We start from the raw sequence: 18,859 nt of genomic DNA on the forward strand, positions 1-18,859 counted from the left end.
TTAAAATGCTGTTAGTTGAAAGGATAAGCGCCCTGCCATCGATATGGGTTCAGGCCTTGTCCGCTGCAAGCGGCGCGCGGTGCGTCTGCCACAGCAAAAGCCCCGTCAGCGCGAGATTCCACAGCATCAGCATCGGCATCAGCAGGCCGAGCGGCAACGCAACCATGGCCGCCAGGGCGACCAGGCTGGGTGATCCCGCAAGCCTGCGCCAGAGCTGCGGCAGCGGTCCCGGCACCCGGCTCAGCACGGTGGCAAGGCCCGGCAGCAGCAACGCTGCGAACAGGCCGGACAGCCGGTCCGACGCAGCCACGCTGAGCACCGTGACGATGATGAAGGCGATCGCGAACGCAACGTCGCGCGCGATCTGTTCGACAGGCCTTGTCAGACTGCCGACAAAGCGCCCGAACAGCCGGTTGGCGACATGGCCCGCCGCGCGCCCCGTCACGAGCATGGCGAGCGCCGCCATGCCCCATCCCGCGCCTGCCATACCGATGCCGATCACGGGCAGGCCGATGCCTGCGAGCCTGAGCGCCGGGCGGCTCCATCCGGTCGACCAGACGCGCCTTGCCAGCGAGGCCATCGCGCCGGTCTGGACGACCTTGCCGCCCAGCCCTCCCGATGCTCCGGCCAGCTCCTGCAGGGCGAGAATTTCGGCTTCTCCCGCTTCGCGCACGATCGCGATCCGCCCGGCTTCGGCCAGAGAGAACGGCAGCACCTCACGCCGATAGCCGCGCTGCACCGCCAGGCGCAGCAGCGCCGACTGGATGCTCCAATCTTCGGGAAGTTCGCGCGCCTCGACCAGGTCACGCGCGCGGACGCAGGCGAGCCCCGCCCAGACATGGTTGATATCGATCCGCTCAAACCGTTCGATCAGTACGCGTGCGCCGTCACCGGGGGCGAAACTGGCGACGAACGTGCCGGTCTCGCGGGCGAGCCTGTCCATGTCGGCAGGAGCGACATACAGGCCATCCGCGATCACCAGCAGCTCGTCCTCGCTGGCGAGCCGCACGCTGATATCGGCAACCGATCGCACCAGGTGAAACGCGAGTCCGCGCTGAGCGGCATAGCCCTCGATTTCGCGGATGCGATCGTCGACCGTGCCGACGAGGCACAGGATTTCGCCAGCGCCCGCCTGGACCGCCAGATCGATATGCAGCATCGCCAGCCGCCCGTGCGCCAGCGGCAGCGCACCGCGCAGTGCGGTGCTGCCGGGCACGGTTTCGGTCAGCGATATCAGTGCGGTACGCACGTCATGGAGCTCCATATGAACGGGAGCGGCCCTCTTATCGGTTGGGCACGGGGATGCCAACCGGCTGCGGCGCAGCCGAGGATGCAATGCGCAAGTTTACAGGTCGGCGGCAGGTATCTCGCCGAAGTCGCGCATCGCGGCGGCGAGTTCGCGCAGGACCACGGGATCGCCCGGGGCGCCCTCGAGCGCCTGGTCGGCAAGATCGACAATGCCCTGTACACCGAAACTGGCGGCCAGGCTCTTGAGGCGAAGCGCCGCGAAATGCCAGTTGGCGTCACACCGCGCGCGGCCCAGAAGGTCGATCTGCCGCGCGGCGCTCTCGATAAAGGCCCCGCGCAGCTCGGCGACCAGATCGGGATCGCTGCCGACAGCGGCGGCCAGCGCCGCGTTCAAAGCTCCGGATTCATATGCCATGGGGCATCGGAATAGACCAACCGCCTTAACTTTCAGTTTCTGGCCGGGCAAAATCTGTTAAGCATGTCGGCATGGGTGAGGGGAAGAAGATCATCGACCTGCGGCATGGCCGCAGCGAGGAAAATCCTGCGGCGCAGGAGCCGGTTCCGGACATGGCGGCACCGGCCAATTTGGTGCGTGCGGGAGCCGAAGAGCCGAGCGATTCGCACGCGCCCTGGGCCAGCGACGAGGAGGTGCCTGCGGCCGCGCCGGTGATCGGACGCTGGGGCTGGGCCGCGCTGGCGCTGGGCGTTGCCTGGACGGCGGCGTTCGTCTGGGCGTCGCTGCCGATGTGGCTGGCGATGATGACCCCCGAACTGGCGATGCAGGCGATCGCACAATGGGCAATGCCGGTGGCACTGATCGCCGCGCTCTATCTGGTCATGCAGCGCAACAGCCACAGCGAAGCGCGCCGTTTCGCGCAGCTTGCCGGGTCGTTGCGGGCGGAGAGCAGCCTGCTCGAAACCCGGCTGGCACACGTCAATGCCGAGCTGTCGCTGGCGCGCGAGTTCCTTGCCAATCAGAGCCTCGAGCTTGAGTCGCTCGGGCGGGTTTCGAGCGACCGGCTGCGCAGCTTTGCCGAGGAACTGCGCGCGACCATCCAGGCCAGCGACACCGGAATGCGCGCGATCGGCGAGGTCAGCGCAGCCGCACAGGGCAATATGGAAAAGCTGCGCAACCACCTGCCGGTCATCGCCAATTCAGCCAAGGATGTGACCAATCAGATCGGCAATGCCGGGCGCACGGCGCAAGGCCAGGTCGAAAGCATGATCGCCGCGTTCCAGAAACTGAACGAATTCGGCCAGGCCGCCAGCGCCCAGATCGGCACTCTGGTGCAGGAAACGCATGCCGCGACGGCCAGGCTTGCCCAGTCGGTCGAGACCAGCGGTGCCGCGCTCACCGGCCATGTTGCCGAGGCAAGCGAGCAGATGGACCGCGCGATCGAGACCGTCGCCAGCCGCCTGGCGAACACGCGCAGCAATCTCGATCGGACGGCAGAGATCCAGACGGAACAGCTGCAGGCTCATGTCACGGAGCTCGAACGTTCGCTCGCTACCCTGGCCGAAGCGATGGCCGAGCGCGCCGCGCGCAGTCGCCAGGACATGCGTGCCGCTGCTGGGGATCTGGAGCTGACGCTAGGCACGCTGGCAACTTCAGCCGGCGAGAGCGAAGCCACGATCCGCCAGATCATTGCCGCCGCCGATGCGCAGATCGGCAATGCCGAGCGCCGCCTGCAGGCGATGGACGAGCAGAGCAGCGAGGCGCTCGCGCGTCTGGCCTTTGCCCTGTCGGCGCTTGATGCCAATGTTGCGAGCCTGTCCGAGAAACTGGCTGCAGGCAGCGGACATGCCGAGATTTTCGATAGCAAGTCGCAGCGCGTGCGCACGCTGCTCGAGTCGATCGAGCGGCAGGCCGAAGTGACGATCCCCGCTGCCCTGGAGGAACTCGATCGCAAGACCGGCACGAGCGAACAGGGCGTCGCCAGCCTGCGCGCGCATGTTTCGCAGGTCGATGACGAGATGATCCGGCTGGGCTCGATCCTCGGCAATTTCGAGCAGCGCATCGCAGAACAATCGGCGGAGATCGCCAGGCTGGCGGGCAGCAGCGAGTCAGGATGGCGCGAGCGGGCCGAGGATATCGGCGCCCTTGTCGCGGCGATGCGCGCGGCGCGCGACGATATCGACCAGCTTAACGAGACATCGGCGATCAAGTTGGTCGAGACGATGCGCGATGTCCATCGCGAGGCGCAGGCGGCTGCCGACGAGGCGCGCAGGGCCATGGATCGCGCAATTGCAGGCGCGACCGACAAGCTGGGTCAGGACAGTGCCGCAGCGCTCGAAAAGGTGCTGCGCGGCAAGGCGGAAGAGCTGGTCGGCAAGCTTGAGAGCGCGATCAACCGTGCGGTCGGCGCTACCAGCGATGCCAGCCTGCACCTCAGGGATCAGCTGGCACGGGTCGACGATCTTGCCACCCATCTCGAGCGCCGGGTTGCTGATGCGCGCGAACTGGCCGAAGAGCGCACCGACAATGATTTCGCGCGGCGGCTGGCGCTGCTGACCGAATCGCTCAATTCGACCGCGATCGATGTCGACAAGATCCTCTCTGCCGAGGTCAGCGATACGGCCTGGTCGGCCTATCTGCGCGGCGATCGCGGCGTGTTCACGCGGCGTGCAGTGCGACTGATCGACAATGGCGAGGCGAAAGACATCGCGTCCGCCTATGAGAACGACCCCGAATTTTTCGAGCTGGTGAACCGCTATATCCACGATTTCGAAAGCATGCTGCGCACCGTGCTGTCGACCCGCGACGGCGGCGTGATGGGGGTCACGCTGCTGTCGTCGGAAACCGGCAAGCTCTATGTCGCGCTGGCCCAGGCGATCGAGCGGCTGCGGAACTGATCGCCGGCATCAATCCCGTTTCGTAGCGCTGACTTCCTGCACCGCCGGCGCATTTTCCCAGCCGCCACCCAGGGCTCGGAACAGCGAGACCTCCGCTTCTGCCCGGGCCGCCGCGGCCGATCCGCTGGAAGCGCGCGCCGCAAGCAGATTGCGTTCTACCTCCAGCAGTTGCAGCGCATTGTCGCGACCCGCCCTGAAGCGAATTCGCGTGATCCGTGCGACCTCCTCGGCAGCCTTGGCCGCATCGCGCAGGCTGGCTTCCTGCTCGATGGCGGCCTTGAGCCGCGCGAGCGCCTGTTCGGTCTCCTGCAGCGCGGTGAGCACCGCACCATCAAAGGCCGCCAATCGGGCATCGGCCTGAGCCGAGGCCGCATTGACCCGTGCGCGTGCCGCGCCGTCGATCGGCAGCGACCATGAGATCAACGGGCCCAGGCTGAAGCCGATATTGTTCGATTCTCCGAGCGCGCTCGGGCTGGTTCCGCCAATGGTCAGCGAGCCGGCCAGCCGGATCGAGGGATAGAGCGCGGCGGTCGCCACGCCGACCCTCGCCGTATCTGCCGCCAGCCTGGCTTCGGCCGCGCGGACGTCGGGACGCCGTGCGAGCAGCGCTGCGCCGTCGCCGATCGGGATTGCGTTGTCGAGCCGTGGCGGCGTGGTACAGGCCGCTGCGGCTGCGTCTATACTGGCCGGCGTATCGCCAGTCAGCGTGGCAAGCGCATAAAGCGCCGCTCGCTGTTCCGCCTCGAACTGCGGCACCTGGGCCTGGGCCTGGGCGACGAGCAGTTCGGCATTGGCAACATCGCGCCGCTGTCCGCGGCCTGCGGCGAAAAGCCGCTGGTTGAGGTCGAGCGTCCGCTGCTGCGTGGCGAGCGATTCTCGGGCGATGTCGGCCTGCAAGCGACTCGAGCAGGCCAGGGCATAGTTGCGCGCGACCTCGGCTGCCACGCTGACCCGCGCGGCATCGAGATCGGCTGCTGCGGCCAGCGCATCGCCGCGCGTCGCCTCGACCGAGCGCCGGACTCCGCCGAACAGGTCGATCTCATAGGAGGCATCGCTGCCGAGCTGATAGAAATCGAAGGTCAGCGGCTCGGGCGGGGCAAAGCCCACTCCGGCATTCTGCCCGGTGCCGACCTGGTTGGTATTGGCCGACGCGCTCGTGCTCAGGCTGGGGAACAGCCGTCCGCGGGCCTCGCGGATCAGCGCGCGGGCACGGCGCAGATTGGCGCTGGCCTCGCGCACATCGGTATTGCGCTCGAGCGCCTTCCTGACCAGCGCATCGAGTGCCGGGTCCTGATAGAGCCTCCACCAGCCATCGGGCAGCGGCGTGGCGGCAAAGCGCGGATCGGTGCCTTCGGCAAAGCCCTGCGCAGCGCTGGCCGGCGTGGTCGGTCGCTCGAAATCGGGGCCGACGGTGCACGCAGCGAGCGTGGCGCTGAGGGCTGCGGCGGCGAGCAGACGGAATTTCAGGGTCATGGCTGGTTGCCCTCCAGAACGGGCTGGCTTGGGGCGGGCGGGGGCGGATCATCCTTGCGGCGGCGGCGCGACCACGCCTTGATCCGCTCCTCGAGCGTCCGCACCATCACATAGAAGGCGGGGGTGAACAGCAGGCCGAAAATGGTCACGCCGATCATGCCGAAGAACACCGCGATCCCCAGCGCCTGGCGCATTTCCGCGCCCGGACCCGACGAGATCACCAGCGGCAGCACGCCCAGGATGAAGGCGAGCGACGTCATCAGGATCGGGCGGAGGCGCTGGGCAGCGGCATGGCGCGCCGCCTCGAGCACCGACTGGCCGTGATCCTCGTTATGCTTGGCGAACTCGACGATCAGGATCGCATTCTTGGCCGCGAGACCGATCAGCACGACCAGTCCGATCTGCGTCAGGATGTTGTTGTCGCGCCCCATCAGGTTCACGCCCAGAATGGCGGCCAGCAGGCACATCGGCACGATCAGGATCACCGCCAGCGGCAGCACCAGGCTCTCATATTGCGCGGCGAGCAGCAGGAAGACGAAGATCACGCCCAGCGCGAACACCAGGGTACCGGTGCTTCCGGCTGCGCGCTGCTGATACGCGATTTCGGTCCATTCATAATCGAAGCCCTGGGGTAGCACGCGCTGCGCCAGCTTCTCCATCGCATCGAGCGATTGGCCGCTCGAATAGCCGGGCAGGGTGTCGCCCTGCAGCTCTGCCGCACGGTACAGATTGTAGCGCACCACGCGATAGGCCCCCGAATCGTTGCGCAGGCTCATCACCGCATCGAGCGGGACCATCTGCCCCGTGGACGAGCGCGTACGCAGCCGTCCGATATCCGAGACATCGTCGCGATACGGGGCATCGGCCTGGGCGGTCACCCGGAAGGTGCGGCCGAGGAAATTGAAGTCGTTGATATAGCTCGAGCCCAGATAGGTGCCGAGCGTCGAGAAGATATTCTCCACCGGAACGCCCAGCTGCTCGGCGCGCGCGCGGTCGATGTCCGCGAACAGCCGCGGCGTGCGGGTGTTGAAGGTGGTGAACGCGCCGGCAATGCCCTCGGTCTGGTTGGCCCCGCCCATCATGGCGAAGGCCGCCCCTTCCAGGGCCTGCAAGCCGGCATTGCCGCGATCCTCAATGATCATCTTGAAGCCGCCGCCGGTACCCAGGCCGGAGACCGGGGGCGGGGCGATCACCAGGATGTTGCCTGCGGTGATCTGTGCCATCGCACCGAACAGCTCGCCTGCGACCTCGGTCGCGCCGATGCGCGTGCCCGCCGGCTTCAGCGTGATGAAGATCGCGCCGGCATTGGGAGCATTGGTGAAGGTCGCGCCGTCAAAGCCAGCAAAGGCGATGGTGCTGACGACATTGGGGTTCTTGAGCGCGAGCGCCTGCGCTTCCTCGAGCGTCGCGGTGGTGCGCTGGAGCGAGGCGCCAGGCGGCATCTGCACCACGCCGATCAGATAGCCCTGATCCTGCGCCGGAATGAAGCCCGCAGGGGTGGCGGCAAAGCGCCATCCCGCCACCGCGATCAGCGCAAGATAGGCAATTCCCATGAACATCAGGCTGCGGATCGTGCGCGCGGTGAGGCGGCCATAGCGCTCCGAAAGCTTGGCGAAACCACGGTTGAAGCCGCGTGCAAAGCGCGCGCCCCATCCACGCCAGCCCGCCGGAATGTCCTTGTCCTCATGGCTGCGCGGACGCAGCAGCAGCGCGGCGAGCGCCGGCGACAGCGTCAGCGACACGAATGCCGAGAAAGCCGTCGCACCCGCAATGGTGACAGCGAACTGCTGGTAGAAGGCGCCCGAAATGCCGGGGATGAACGCGGTCGGGATGAACACGCCACACAGCACCAGCGCGATCGCGATCAGCGCGCCCGATACCTCGTCCATCGTCTTGTGCGCCGCTTCGAGCGGGCTCAGCCCCTCTTCCTCCATCAGGCGCTCGACATTTTCGACCACCACGATTGCGTCGTCGACGACGATGCCGATAGCCAGCACCATGCCGAACAGCGAGAGACTGTTGAGCGAGAAGCCCAAAGCCGCCAGCACCGCAATCGCGCCCGCGAGCGCAATCGGGATGGCGATGATCGGGATGATCGCCGCGCGCCAGCTCTGCAGGAACAACAGCACGACGATGGCAACGAGGATGATCGCCTCGACCAACGTGTCCTGCACTGCCGCAATCGACGCTTCGACATAGCTGGTCGGGTTATACGGGATGCTGTACGCCATGCCCGGCGGGAAATTGCCTTCGGCGCGCTTGAGCTCGTCCTCGACCGCCTTGGCGACCGTCAGCGCGTTCGACCCGGGCAACTGCGAGATGGCGAGCGCCACCGTTGGCTTGCCGCTGGCAAAGGCGTTGACGCTGTAATCCTGCGCGCCCAGTTCAATGCGGGCCACATCGGCAAGCCGCGTGAGCGCCAGGCCGTCGCGCTTGATGACGATCTGGCCGAACTCCTCGGGCGTGCTCAGCCGTCCCTGGGTCTGCACGCCCAGCTGGAACGCGGTGCCACCGCTGTTGAACGGTGGCTGGCCGATCGAGCCTGCCGATACCTGCGCGTTCTGCGCGCGGATCTTGCCGACGATCTCGTCCACGGTGAGGTTGCGGCTGGCCGCCAGTTCGGGGTCGATCCACACGCGCATGTTGTAATCGCGCCCGCCGAACAGCCTGGCCGAGCCGACCCCCTCGATGCGCGAGATGCGGTCGATGATCTGCAGCGTCGCATAGTTGCTGATATAGGGCTGGGTCAGCGAGCCATCGGGCGAGAAGAAATTCGCGACCATCAGCAGATCGGGCGAGTTCTTGCGCACCGTCACGCCGATCTGGCGCACCTCCTGCGGCAGGCGCGGTTCGGCGCTGCTGACGCGGTTCTGCACCAGCACCTGCGCCTGGTCGACATCGGTACCCTGGGCGAAGGTGACGGTGATCGCCAGGTTGCCATCACCGGTCGATGACGAGGACATGTACAGCATGTCCTCGACGCCGTTGATCGACTCCTCCAGCGGCGCGGCGACGACGTCGGCAATGGTTTCGGCGCTGGCGCCGGGGAAGCTCGCGCTCACCACCACCGTGGGCGGCGCGATCTCGGGATATTGCGATACCGGCAGCGTCGGATAGGCGACCACGCCGAAGATGACGATCAGGATCGACAGGACCGCCGCGAAGATCGGGCGGTCGATGCAGAAATGGGCGATGCGCATGGCTTAGCTCGCCGTTGCCTGGGCGGGGGCGGGGGTGGAAATGGGCTGCGCGATCGGTGCGTCATCCTTGGCGCGGGCCTTGATCTGGCCCTTGCGCGGGGTCACCACCATGCCTGGCTGCATTCGGGTGAGGCCGTCGATGACGATCCGCTCGGTCGGCGCGATCCCTTCGCGGATCACGCGCAGCCCTTCCACCATCGGTCCGGTCTGGACCGGACGAGGCGCAACCTTGTTGTCCTTGCCCAGAACGAAGACCAGCTTGCGTGTCTGATCGGTGATGATCGCCTCGTCGGGCACGAGCATCGCCTTGTACGTGCCCGACCCCAGCAGCCGCGCGCGCCCGAACATGCCGGGGACGAGGAAACCGTTGGGATTGTCGACCATCGCATAGGCGGTGATCGTGCCGGTATCGGGGCTGATGCCGTTGTTGAGGAAAGCCATGCGGCCGCGCCAGCGGAACGTCGGCTCGTCGGCGAGCTGGATCTCGACCGGATTGGGCGCATAGCGCGAACTGCGCCGCTCCCCGCCCGCATCCTGGCGGATATATTTGAGATAGAAGGCCTCGGCGCCATCGAAGCTGAAACGGATCGGGTTGATGCGGACGATGCGGGTCAGCTCGGTCTGCCCGGCGGTGACGAAATCGCCGACATCGACCATCCGGTTCGAGGTGCGGCCCGAGATGGGAGCGCGCACTTCGGTAAAGGAAAGATCGAGCTGGGCCTGCTGCCGCCGCGCCTGTGCAGCGGCCAATGATGCCTGCGCGCTGCGCAGATTGGCGGCGAGCGTATCGGCTTCTTCCCTGCTGATGGCATCGAAGCCGACAAGCTCGCGACCCCGCGTGGCCTGCGCCCGGGCATTGGCGAGAGCGGCACGCGCGCTGGCGACGCTCGCCTCGGCTTCGGCCAGCGCAGCGCGGAATGGCCGCTGATCGATCACGAACAGCAACTGTCCCTTGCCGACATCGCCACCATCGCGAAATGCGACGCGCGAGATCGGCCCGGAAACGCGGGCGACCAGCTGAACGTCCTCGTCTGCGGTGAAGCGACCGATATATTCGTCCCAATCGACCACCTCGCGCTGCAGGGGCACGGCGACGGTCGCTGCGGGCGGGGGAGGCGGCGGGGGCGGCTCGGACGAACAAGCGCTGACGAGCAGCGCGAGGGCTGCAACGAAGAGCGCGCATCTGGGGGGGACGCGCATCAGTGACTCCGGATTTTGATATTGCACCGCAACATCGTGGCGGAAACGTAGCGGAAGGTCCAGAGAAAAAAGTTGCAATTAACAACTAATATATGTTTGTTTTTTGCAACTCATCTGGCGCAACCCGCAAATGCGGAGAATGTTCCGCGATCACGTTCAGGATGCTGCGCGCAAGCCTCCGCATTTGGCCATGCAAGGTTGTAGTGCGATGGCGCGCTCCCTATCTGACCCGGAAGTTCAAGATGAAGGGGGATTTCCTGATGCTGTACCATGATGCCGACGATGACGTCGATCTGTCGGAAAAGGGCAAGATCCCCGTTCCCCAGGACGTGCAGCAGGCGATCGTAACTTTGCTGCGCTGGACCGGCGACGATCCCGAGCGCGAGGGCTTGCGTGATACACCGCTGCGCGTCGCGCGCGCCTGGAAGGAATATTGCTCGGGCTATGGCGACGATCCCAGCGTGCATCTCAGCCGCACGTTCGAGGAAGTCGGCGGTTATGACGAGCTGGTGCTGCTCAAGGACATTCCGTTCCAGTCGCATTGCGAACACCATATGGCGCCGATCATCGGCAAGGCGTCGATCGCCTATATGCCCAGGGATCGCGTGGTCGGCATTTCCAAGCTGGCGCGCGTGCTGCACGGCTATGCACGGCGTCTGCAGGTACAGGAGCGTCTGACAGCTGAGGTCGCCGCCTGCATCTGGGAGCATTTGCAGCCGCATGGCGTGGCGGTGGTAATCGAGGCGAGCCACAGCTGCATGACCGCGCGCGGCGTGCGCACGCCCGGCGTCGGCATGATCACCAGTCGCCTTCTTGGCTGCTTCCTGGATGACCATCGCTCGCGCAAGGAAGTGATGGGTCTGATGGGCTATTGAGGCCCGAACAGCTCTCTCCCCGCGAGGGGAGAGGGCGTTGAGCGAAGTTCAAAGCTGCTCGAGCATGTAGTCCGCGCTGCTGACCTTGAAGTCGCCCGGCTCTTCGACGAACAGCTTGTCCACCACACCGTCCTTGACGACCATGGCGAACCGCTGGCCGCGCTTGCCCATGCCGAAACCGGTGCCGTCCATGGTGAGGCCCAGAGCCTCGACGAAATCGCCATTGCCGTCCGCAAGCATCGCGATCGAGTCGGCATTGGCGGACTTGCCCCAGGCACCCATCACGAACGCATCGTTGACGGCGGTGCAGGCGATCTCGTCGACGCCCTTGGCCTTGAGCGCATCGGCCTTTTCGACAAAGCCGGGAAGGTGACGGGCCGAACAGGTCGGCGTGAACGCACCGGGGACCGAGAACAGCGCGACGGTCTTGCCCGCAAAGAAATCCTTCGCCTCGACCTGCTGCGGCCCATCGGCGGTCGCGCGGACGAGCTTGGTGTTGGGGATGGTGTCGCCGACGTTGATCATGGCATTCGTCTCCTGCTGGATATTGGAACCGGGCTGCATGTTGTCCCGTCGCCAGCGCATTGCAAGAGCCCATCGCCGAGCCTGCCCCAATTCCCGATTGTTGGTCTTGTTCCAGGCATATAAAGGAATCTTTATATTTGCCTGTCAGGCCGAGTCTGGCTATGGGAGCCGGAGTTTCCGATCGCCCCCTTGGCCATTCGGACAGACATTCAGGAGATATAGCGTGGCCAGTGCCCCGACCCTCGACCGCAACGATTATGTCGTTGCCGACCTTTCGCTCGCCGATTTCGGCCGCAAGGAAATCGCGATCGCCGAAACCGAAATGCCCGGCCTGATGGCGATCCGCGAAGAATATCGCGCCGCTCAGCCGCTCAAGGGCGCCAAGATCACCGGCTCGCTGCACATGACCATCCAGACCGCCGTGCTGATCGAGACGCTGGTCGCGCTGGGTGCCGAAGTGCGCTGGGCCACCTGCAACATCTATTCGACCCAGGACCATGCCGCCGCCGCGATCGCCGCGCAGGGCATTCCCGTGTTCGCCATCAAGGGCGAGACGCTGGAAGAATATTGGGAATATGTTGACCGCATCTTCGACTGGGGCGCCGAGGAAGGCACCACCTGCAACATGATCCTCGACGATGGCGGCGACGCCACGATGTATGCGCTGTGGGGCGCGCGCGTCGAAGCGGGTGAAGAGCTGTTCACCCCGACCAACGAGGAAGAAGAGTGCTTCGTCAAGGTCCTGAAGCGCCGCCTGGCCCAGACCCCGGGCTACCTCACCAAGACCGTCCAGAACATCAAGGGCGTGTCGGAAGAGACCACCACCGGCGTGCACCGCCTGTATGACCTCGCCAAGAAGGGCAAGCTGCCGTTCCCAGCGATCAACGTCAACGACAGCGTCACCAAGTCGAAGTTCGACAACAAGTACGGCTGCAAGGAATCGCTGGTTGACGGCATCCGTCGCGGCACCGACGTGATGATGGCCGGCAAGGTCGCCGTGGTGTGCGGCTATGGCGACGTCGGCAAGGGTTCGGCAGCCTCGCTGCAGGGCGCCGGCGCGCGCGTGATCGTCACCGAAATCGACCCGATCTGCGCCCTGCAGGCGGCGATGGACGGCTTTGCCGTGCAGACGCTGGAAGACGTCGTGTCGACCGCCGACATCTTCGTCACCACCACCGGCAACAAGGACGTCATCACGCTCGATCACATGCGCGCGATGAAGGATATGGCGATTGTCGGCAACATTGGCCATTTCGATAACGAGATCCAGGTCAATGCGCTCGAGAACATGAAGTGGACCGAGATCAAGCCGCAGGTCGACATGGTCGAATTCCCCGATGGCAAGCGCATCATCATGCTGTCCAAGGGCCGCCTGCTGAACCTCGGCAACGCCACCGGCCATCCCAGCTTCGTGATGTCGGCCAGCTTCACCAACCAGGTGCTCGCCCAGATCGAACTGTTCAGCGGTGCAAACAAGTACCAGAACGACGTGTACGTTCTGCCCAAGCATCTGGACGAGAAGGTCGCCCGTCTGCACCTCGCCAAGCTGGGCGTGAAGCTGACCGAACTGACCAAGGAACAGGCCGCCTATATCGACGTGCCGGTCACCGGTCCGTTCAAGAAGGACGAATATCGCTACTGATCCGCTGCGTTCCGGTTCTGCCGGAACCAGGACAGATAAGGGCCCGCTCCGCACCATGCGGGGCGGGCCTTTTGCATGGGCGACGATCGCCCTCGGGCCGATTTCCGTTAACGCACACGCCCCCGCGCGCTATAGGCCAGCGAGAATCGCCCCCTTGCTGAGGAGCCAGCCCATGAAATTCTTCGTCGACACCGCAGACACCGCCGAAATCGCCGATCTGGCCGCGACCGGCCTGCTCGATGGCGTCACCACCAACCCGTCGCTGATCGCCAAGTCTGGCCGCGACTTTCTGGAAGTGACGAAGGAAATCTGCGCGCTGGTGGAAGGTCCGGTCTCGGCCGAGGTCGTCGCGCTCGACCATGAGACGATGATGAAAGAGGCCGAGATCCTGCGCAAGATCGCCGACAATGTCGCGATCAAGGTGCCGCTGACGCTCGACGGCCTCAAGACCTGCAAGAAGCTGACCGACGACGGCACGATGGTCAACGTGACCCTGTGCTTCTCCGCCAACCAGGCGCTGCTTGCGGCCAAGGCGGGTGCGACCTTCATCTCGCCCTTCGTCGGCCGTCATGACGATAACGGCTTCGACGGCATGTCGCTGATCGAAGACATCCGCCTGATCTACGACAACTATGCCTTCGACACCGAAATCCTCGTCGCCTCGATCCGCCACCCGATCCACGTGCTCGAATCCGCTCGCATCGGCGCGGACGTCGCCACTATGCCACCCAGCGTGATCCGCGGCCTGTTCAAGCACGTGCTGACCGACAAGGGCATCGAAGGCTTCATGGCCGACTGGGCTAAGACGGGTCAGTCGATCGGGTAATCGCCCCCGCTTCGGCCCGGTATCATTGTTGCGCTCGCGCGTTTGGTGTATGCAAAGCCGCATGCCCAAGCGCACTAACACCTTGCCTGCCGAACACGCACGCTGGACCCTGTCGGTCTCACGCGAGACCGATAGCGCCCTTCGTTCCTGGCTGGCCGGAAAGGGCGCGAAACGCGGCGACCTTTCGCGCTTTGTCGAAGATGCCGTCAATCGCCAGGTTCCGCGCGAGATGATCACCGACATCCACGCCCGCAACGCTGATCGGGGCCCGGACCAAACCGAACAGTTGGTCGAGGACCAATTGCACGATGTCCGCGCGCGTTTTTGGTCAAAGAAGAGCGGTCGTCGATTGCATGTCGCGTTGTCCAAGCAGCTAAATCTGCTGCTGCGCTAAATCGCTATGCAATCCGATGATCCAATTGTGCATTGGCTGTCTGAGCTGGCAGCAAAAATTGATGCTCCATTGCAGTCAAAAATTTTCAGAAAAAAGACCAGTGAATTTCAGATTGGTGTGCAGCTTTATAGATCGCGCTCTTCCTGTCATTTTTACGTCGAGTTCAAAATATACCATTCCGGCATTTCTTCGTTTGGAAAGCCTACGAAAGACAACTTTCCCATATTAGATCGACGTCTGTATTCAACCCACCCAGTTCCAGGGGATAAGGCGCCCGCGGATTTTGTGATTGGGCGCGAAAATGGCGACCGCTTAGCGAGCCTCCGCGAAAACCTGATCAGCCAGGGTACGGAATTGTTCAGCTCCATTCGCAGTCTTGAGGACTTGTGCGCATATTACAAAGGTGAGCTTCCTGGGGTATTCATAGAGGAATCTGAAAGGTCAGCCGGACAGGCATTTTGGATTCCGAAGATTGAAGGTTATCTGTCCGAGCGGTCAAATGGCGTTTTGAGGGCCTAGCATAACCCAAAAACCGCGCGGGTTGGTTAAAATACCCAGGAGCCAGTGTGCACCGAGAGATTGAAAGCCTCAATCCGCAAACGTCTTCGGCGCAGGGGACGCGATCGTCAGCACGCCGGCGCCGACCTGCTGTACTTCCAGCAGCCGCTCCGCCACGCCGTTGCGCCCGAAGCGGAACGCGCCGTCCAGGCCGATAAAGCCGCCGGGATCGCGCAGGCGGTCCATCGGGAAGGGAGTGCCGGGCTTCCAGTCGCGGGCGATGCGGGTGGTGAGCAGCACGCTGTCATAGCCGAGCGTCGAGAGGCGGAAGGGATCGGTGCCGAATTGCGCGCGGTATTTTGCGGCATATTGGCGGTACAGGCCGTCCGAGACGCTAGCGAACCACGCGCCGCGCATCGCGGCCGACGAGGGCAGGGCGCGTTCGGTGTTCCACAATTCGGTGCCCAGGATGCGCGCATCGGTCCCGCCATTGGCGCGGATCAGCGGCACGATGCGGATCGCGGCCGCGCCGCTATCGGCGATCAGGATCGCCTCATAGGCGGTGTCGCCCTGCATCTTCTTGAGCGCAGCGGTAATCGCGGCATTGCCTGCGCCATAGCTCTGCATCGACACGACGGTGCCGCCCGCAGCCTTGACCGAGGCGAGCATCGCCGAGGAGGCGCGCTGGCCATAGGTGCCGGCGGGGACGAGCGCGGCAAAGCGGGTGATGCCCTGCGAGCGGGCATGGCGCACGACGCGGTCGATCGACTGGGCGGGCACATATCCCATGACGAAGACGTTGTTGCCGGCGATGCCGACATCGTTCGAATAGCTGATGATCGGCACGCGCGCGGCATTGGCGGCCGCGGCGATGGCGACCACGTCGTCGCCCAGCAGCGGGCCGAGGATCAGGCGGTTGCCATCGGCGATCGCGCGCTGCGCGGCAGCCTGCGCGCCGAGCGCGGTATCATAGCTGGTGATGCGGATATTGCTGGCCTTGGTGTCCATCAGCGCGAGCGTGGTGGCATTGGCGATCGACTTGCCGACCGCGGCGTCCTTGCCCGAAAGCGGCAGGAGAAGGGCGATGCGATGGCGCGTTTCGTCGGTGGGCAGCACGCCGGTTATCTTGCCGTCATCGGGCTTGGTCACCGGCTTGTCCGGCTGCTGGCTGGGCGTCGGCGGCGGGGCGGTCTTGGGCACCATGGTCTGGCACGCAGCCAAGGCCATCGACCCCAGCACCAGCATGAGGATGGCCTGCCATTTGCGATAAAACTGTTTCACTGCTTGTCGCTCCCGCCCTGCCGGTCCATGAACATCCGCGTGATTCATGATCCCGAACCCGGCCTGTATATCGTTGCGACCCCAATCGGCAACCTTGGTGATCTTTCGGAACGCGCCCGGAGGGTGCTGGAACAGGCCGATCTGATCGCGTGCGAGGACAGCCGGGTCACGGGCGGCCTGCTCCATCATCTCGGCTTCAAGCGCCCTCTCATACGTTATGACGACCATGCCCGTGCGTCTGATCGCGAGCGGCTGATTTCCGCGGCATTACAAGGGCCTGTCGCGCTGGTCAGCGATGCGGGCACGCCATTGATCTCCGATCCCGGCTACAAGCTGGTGCGCGAGGCGCGTGCGGCGGGGGTGGCGATCCATTCGGTGCCGGGACCGTCTGCGGTGATCGTCGCGCTGACCCTGGCGGGACTGCCCACCGACAGATTTTACTTTCATGGCTTCCTACCCAACAAGGCCGGGGCGCGCGACCGCGAGATTGCCGCGCTGGCGGCGATCCCGGCGACCCTGGTCTTCTACGAAAGCGCCAAGCGGCTTGCGGCATGCCTGGCGGCCCTGCACGCCGGGCTCGGCAACCGTGAGGCGGCGGTGGTGCGCGAGATCAGCAAGAAATTCGAGGAGACCCGCACCGGTACGCTTGCCGAGCTGGCCGAGAGCTATGCCGAGGCGGCACCCAGGGGCGAGATCGTGATTGTCGTCGGCCCGCCGCTTGAGGATGGAGTCGAGGCGGACGAGGATGAGGTCGAAGCCGCGTTGAAACTGGCGCTTGCCGCCATGCCGCCGGGCAAGGCCGCGGGCGAGGTCGCAAAACGCTTCGGTCTCGATCGCAAGGCACTGTATGCGCGCATAATGGCCGAGCGCGATGGCTGAAGCGCGGCGCAAGCAGGCCGAGGCGGCAGGACGGCGCGCCGAGACGCTCGCGGCCTGGTGGCTGCGGCTCAAGGGCTGGCGCATCCTTGCCCATCGCGTGCGCACCCCCTTTGGCGAGGTCGATCTGGTGGCGCAGCGCGGGCGCATCGTCGCCTTTGTCGAGGTCAAGCACCGTCACAGCCTGCGCGAGCTCGACGAGGCGATCGATCATCACCGCCTGCGCCGCGTCGCTGCCGCCGCCGAGGCGCTGATGCCGCGCTTCGTGCGCGACGGCCAGGATGCACGCATCGACGTGATCCTGCTTGCGCCGGGGCGCTGGCCGCGCCATCTGACGCACGTCTGGCAGGGCGACTGACCGCCGCTGCCGCTGTTATCGATCAACACAAAGGCTTTTCCCCATGAAAATCGCGGTGCAGATGGACCCGATGCCGGGCATCAACATCAAGGGCGACAGCAGCTTCGCGCTGATGCTGGCGGCACAGGCGCGCGGCTATACGCTCTATCATTATGACGTCGCGACGCTGAGCTACGAGGCGGGCCAGGTCACGTGCCACGCCCACCCGGTCACGGTGCGCAACGTGCCGGGCGATCACTACAGCTTTGGCGATCCGGTGCGGCTCGATCTCGGCGAGGATGTCGATGTCGTGCTCATGCGGCAGGACCCGCCCTTTGATGTCGGCTATATCACTGCGACCCACATTCTCGAGCGGCTCAAGGGCCGCACGCTTGTGGTGAACGATCCCGCATCGGTGCGCAATGCGCCCGAAAAGGTCTATGTGCTTGATTTCGAGCGCTTCATGCCGCCGACGCTGATCACCCGATCGCTCGACGAGGTGAAGCGCTTCCAGGCGAGGCACGGCGCGATCGTGGTCAAGCCGCTGCACGGCAATGGCGGCAAGGCGGTGTTCCTGATCGGCGAGGATGGAGCGAACCTTTCCGCTCTGGTCGAGCTGTTTGGGCAGATCTGGCGCGAGCCGTTCATGGTCCAGCCTTTCCTTCCCGAGGTCGCGCAAGGCGACAAGCGCATCGTGCTGGTCGATGGCAAGGTCGCGGGCGCGATCAACCGCAAGCCGGGCGAGGGCGAATTCCGCTCCAACCTGGCCGTTGGCGGCTATGCCGAGGCGGCGGAGCTGACCGAGCGCGAGCAGGAAATCTGCGACGCCATGGGGCCAGAGCTCAAGGAACGCGGGCTGCTGTTCGTGGGTATCGATGTGATCGGCGGTCACTGGCTGACCGAGATCAACGTCACCTCGCCGACCGGCATCGTCGCGATCAGCGCGTTCAACAACAGCGATGTTGCGGGCATGATCTGGGACGCGATCGAGGCGCTGCTGGAGAACAAGGCATGAGCGATTTCGTCATCGATCTTGTCGCGCGCGGCGGATATTGGGGTGTCGCGTTCCTGATGGCGCTGGAAAACGTGTTCCCGCCGATCCCTTCCGAGGTGATCATGGGCCTGGCCGGGATCGAGGCAGGCAAGGGCAACATGAACCTTTGGGCAGTGATCCTTGCCGGCACCATCGGATCGGTCGCGGGCAATTATTTCTGGTACGCTATCGGGCGCGCGTTCGGGCTCAAGCGGCTGGATCATTTCGTTGCGCGCTGGGGCCGCTGGTTCACGCTCGACCGGTACGAGATCGATCGCTTCACCCTGCTGTTCCACCGCTATGGCGGCGCCACCATGTTCTTCGCGCGCATGATCCCGACGGTGCGCACGCTGATCTCGCTGCCCGCCGGGATATTCGAGATGAGCCGCACCAAGTTTCTGGTCTGGACCTTTGCCGGGGCCGGTGTGTGGAACGTGGTGTTCGCCGGAATCGGCTATCAGCTGGGCGCGCGGTTCGAGGAGATCGACAAATATACCGGCCCCGCCTCGACCGCGGTCATCGGCATCATCATTCTGGTCTATGTGATCCGCGTGATCTTCTGGCGGCCGCATCCCGATCCCGTCCAGCAGGACTGAGC

General features: G+C 64.8%; 17 protein-coding genes. 10 read left to right on the top strand and 7 right to left on the bottom strand.

Going from position 1 to position 18,859, the window contains the following annotated elements; translation table 11 throughout:
- Window positions 1–49 precede the first annotated feature (49 nt).
- Entirely contained in the window at window positions 50–1,249 is a 1,200-nt protein-coding gene (locus FG486_RS15825) for a hypothetical protein (RefSeq protein WP_181268235.1), read from the bottom strand.
- Between the two features lie 96 nt (window positions 1,250–1,345).
- Window positions 1,346–1,663 (bottom strand): Hpt domain-containing protein, encoded by a 318-nt coding sequence (locus FG486_RS15830; protein WP_066283144.1) that lies wholly within the window; start codon window positions 1,661–1,663, stop codon window positions 1,346–1,348.
- A gap of 71 nt (window positions 1,664–1,734) precedes the next feature.
- Here FG486_RS15830 and FG486_RS15835 point away from each other — a divergent pair, with 71 nt between their 5' ends.
- Window positions 1,735–4,101, top strand: a complete 2,367-nt coding sequence (locus FG486_RS15835) for a coiled-coil domain-containing protein (protein ID WP_181268236.1) — start codon at window positions 1,735–1,737, stop codon at window positions 4,099–4,101.
- A gap of 9 nt (window positions 4,102–4,110) precedes the next feature.
- Here FG486_RS15835 and FG486_RS15840 read toward each other — a convergent pair whose 3' ends face one another.
- The 3 genes from FG486_RS15840 to FG486_RS15850 are packed head-to-tail and all read right to left on the bottom strand — an operon-like array spanning window position 4,111 to window position 9,863.
- The gene (locus FG486_RS15840) at window positions 4,111–5,574 is read right to left on the bottom strand and encodes an efflux transporter outer membrane subunit (RefSeq protein WP_181268237.1); all 1,464 of its coding nucleotides are present in this window, start codon (window positions 5,572–5,574) and stop codon (window positions 4,111–4,113) included.
- Complete coding sequence (locus FG486_RS15845) at window positions 5,571–8,774, bottom strand: efflux RND transporter permease subunit (protein WP_181268238.1); 3,204 nt, start codon at window positions 8,772–8,774, stop codon at window positions 5,571–5,573. The genes FG486_RS15840 and FG486_RS15845 overlap by 4 nt, the downstream gene beginning before the upstream one ends.
- Before the next feature lie 3 nt (window positions 8,775–8,777).
- Window positions 8,778–9,863 (bottom strand): efflux RND transporter periplasmic adaptor subunit, encoded by a 1,086-nt coding sequence (locus FG486_RS15850; RefSeq protein WP_338401631.1) that lies wholly within the window; start codon window positions 9,861–9,863, stop codon window positions 8,778–8,780.
- 371 nt (window positions 9,864–10,234) lie between these two features.
- Between FG486_RS15850 and folE the strand changes: the two genes are divergently transcribed.
- Complete coding sequence (gene folE / locus FG486_RS15855) at window positions 10,235–10,849, top strand: GTP cyclohydrolase I FolE (protein ID WP_066283181.1); 615 nt, start codon at window positions 10,235–10,237, stop codon at window positions 10,847–10,849.
- A 48-nt stretch (window positions 10,850–10,897) separates the two neighbouring features.
- Here folE and FG486_RS15860 read toward each other — a convergent pair whose 3' ends face one another.
- Window positions 10,898–11,374, bottom strand: coding sequence for a peroxiredoxin (locus FG486_RS15860; protein WP_181268239.1), 477 nt, complete (start codon window positions 11,372–11,374; stop codon window positions 10,898–10,900).
- A 223-nt stretch (window positions 11,375–11,597) separates the two neighbouring features.
- Here FG486_RS15860 and ahcY point away from each other — a divergent pair, with 223 nt between their 5' ends.
- From ahcY to FG486_RS15880, 4 genes are all read left to right on the top strand, one after another.
- Complete coding sequence (ahcY, locus tag FG486_RS15865; RefSeq protein WP_181268240.1) at window positions 11,598–13,016, top strand: adenosylhomocysteinase; 1,419 nt, start codon at window positions 11,598–11,600, stop codon at window positions 13,014–13,016.
- A gap of 172 nt (window positions 13,017–13,188) precedes the next feature.
- The gene (gene fsa / locus FG486_RS15870; RefSeq protein WP_181268241.1) at window positions 13,189–13,842 is read left to right on the top strand and encodes a fructose-6-phosphate aldolase; all 654 of its coding nucleotides are present in this window, start codon (window positions 13,189–13,191) and stop codon (window positions 13,840–13,842) included.
- A gap of 82 nt (window positions 13,843–13,924) precedes the next feature.
- Complete coding sequence (locus tag FG486_RS15875; RefSeq protein ID WP_206678406.1) at window positions 13,925–14,236, top strand: ribbon-helix-helix domain-containing protein; 312 nt, start codon at window positions 13,925–13,927, stop codon at window positions 14,234–14,236.
- Window positions 14,237–14,242: 6 nt separating this feature from the next.
- Window positions 14,243–14,755: a hypothetical protein gene (locus FG486_RS15880; RefSeq protein ID WP_181268242.1), complete on the top strand. Its 513-nt coding sequence runs from the start codon at window positions 14,243–14,245 to the stop codon at window positions 14,753–14,755.
- Window positions 14,756–14,824: 69 nt separating this feature from the next.
- On the opposite strand, the gene FG486_RS15885 is transcribed toward FG486_RS15880, so the two are convergent.
- A complete protein-coding gene (locus FG486_RS15885) occupies window positions 14,825–16,015 on the bottom strand; it encodes a penicillin-binding protein activator (RefSeq protein ID WP_338401632.1) in 1,191 nt (396 codons plus the stop codon).
- A gap of 27 nt (window positions 16,016–16,042) precedes the next feature.
- On the opposite strand from FG486_RS15885, the gene rsmI reads away from it, so the two are divergent.
- From rsmI to FG486_RS15905, 4 genes are read left to right on the top strand one after another with little or no spacing between them, the layout of a single operon-like run.
- Window positions 16,043–16,894 (top strand): 16S rRNA (cytidine(1402)-2'-O)-methyltransferase, encoded by an 852-nt coding sequence (gene rsmI / locus FG486_RS15890; protein ID WP_181268243.1) that lies wholly within the window; start codon window positions 16,043–16,045, stop codon window positions 16,892–16,894.
- Entirely contained in the window at window positions 16,887–17,249 is a 363-nt protein-coding gene (locus tag FG486_RS15895) for a YraN family protein (RefSeq protein ID WP_181268244.1), read from the top strand. Before rsmI ends, FG486_RS15895 begins: the two co-directional genes overlap by 8 nt.
- A 43-nt stretch (window positions 17,250–17,292) precedes the next feature.
- Window positions 17,293–18,243, top strand: a complete 951-nt coding sequence (gene gshB / locus FG486_RS15900; protein ID WP_181268245.1) for a glutathione synthase — start codon at window positions 17,293–17,295, stop codon at window positions 18,241–18,243.
- Window positions 18,240–18,857, top strand: coding sequence for a DedA family protein (locus FG486_RS15905; protein WP_181268246.1), 618 nt, complete (start codon window positions 18,240–18,242; stop codon window positions 18,855–18,857). Before gshB ends, FG486_RS15905 begins: the two co-directional genes overlap by 4 nt.
- Window positions 18,858–18,859: the final 2 nt, after the last annotated feature.

This window comes from Blastomonas ursincola (assembly GCF_013607875.1).
Classification (GTDB): Bacteria; Pseudomonadota; Alphaproteobacteria; order Sphingomonadales; family Sphingomonadaceae; genus Blastomonas; species Blastomonas ursincola.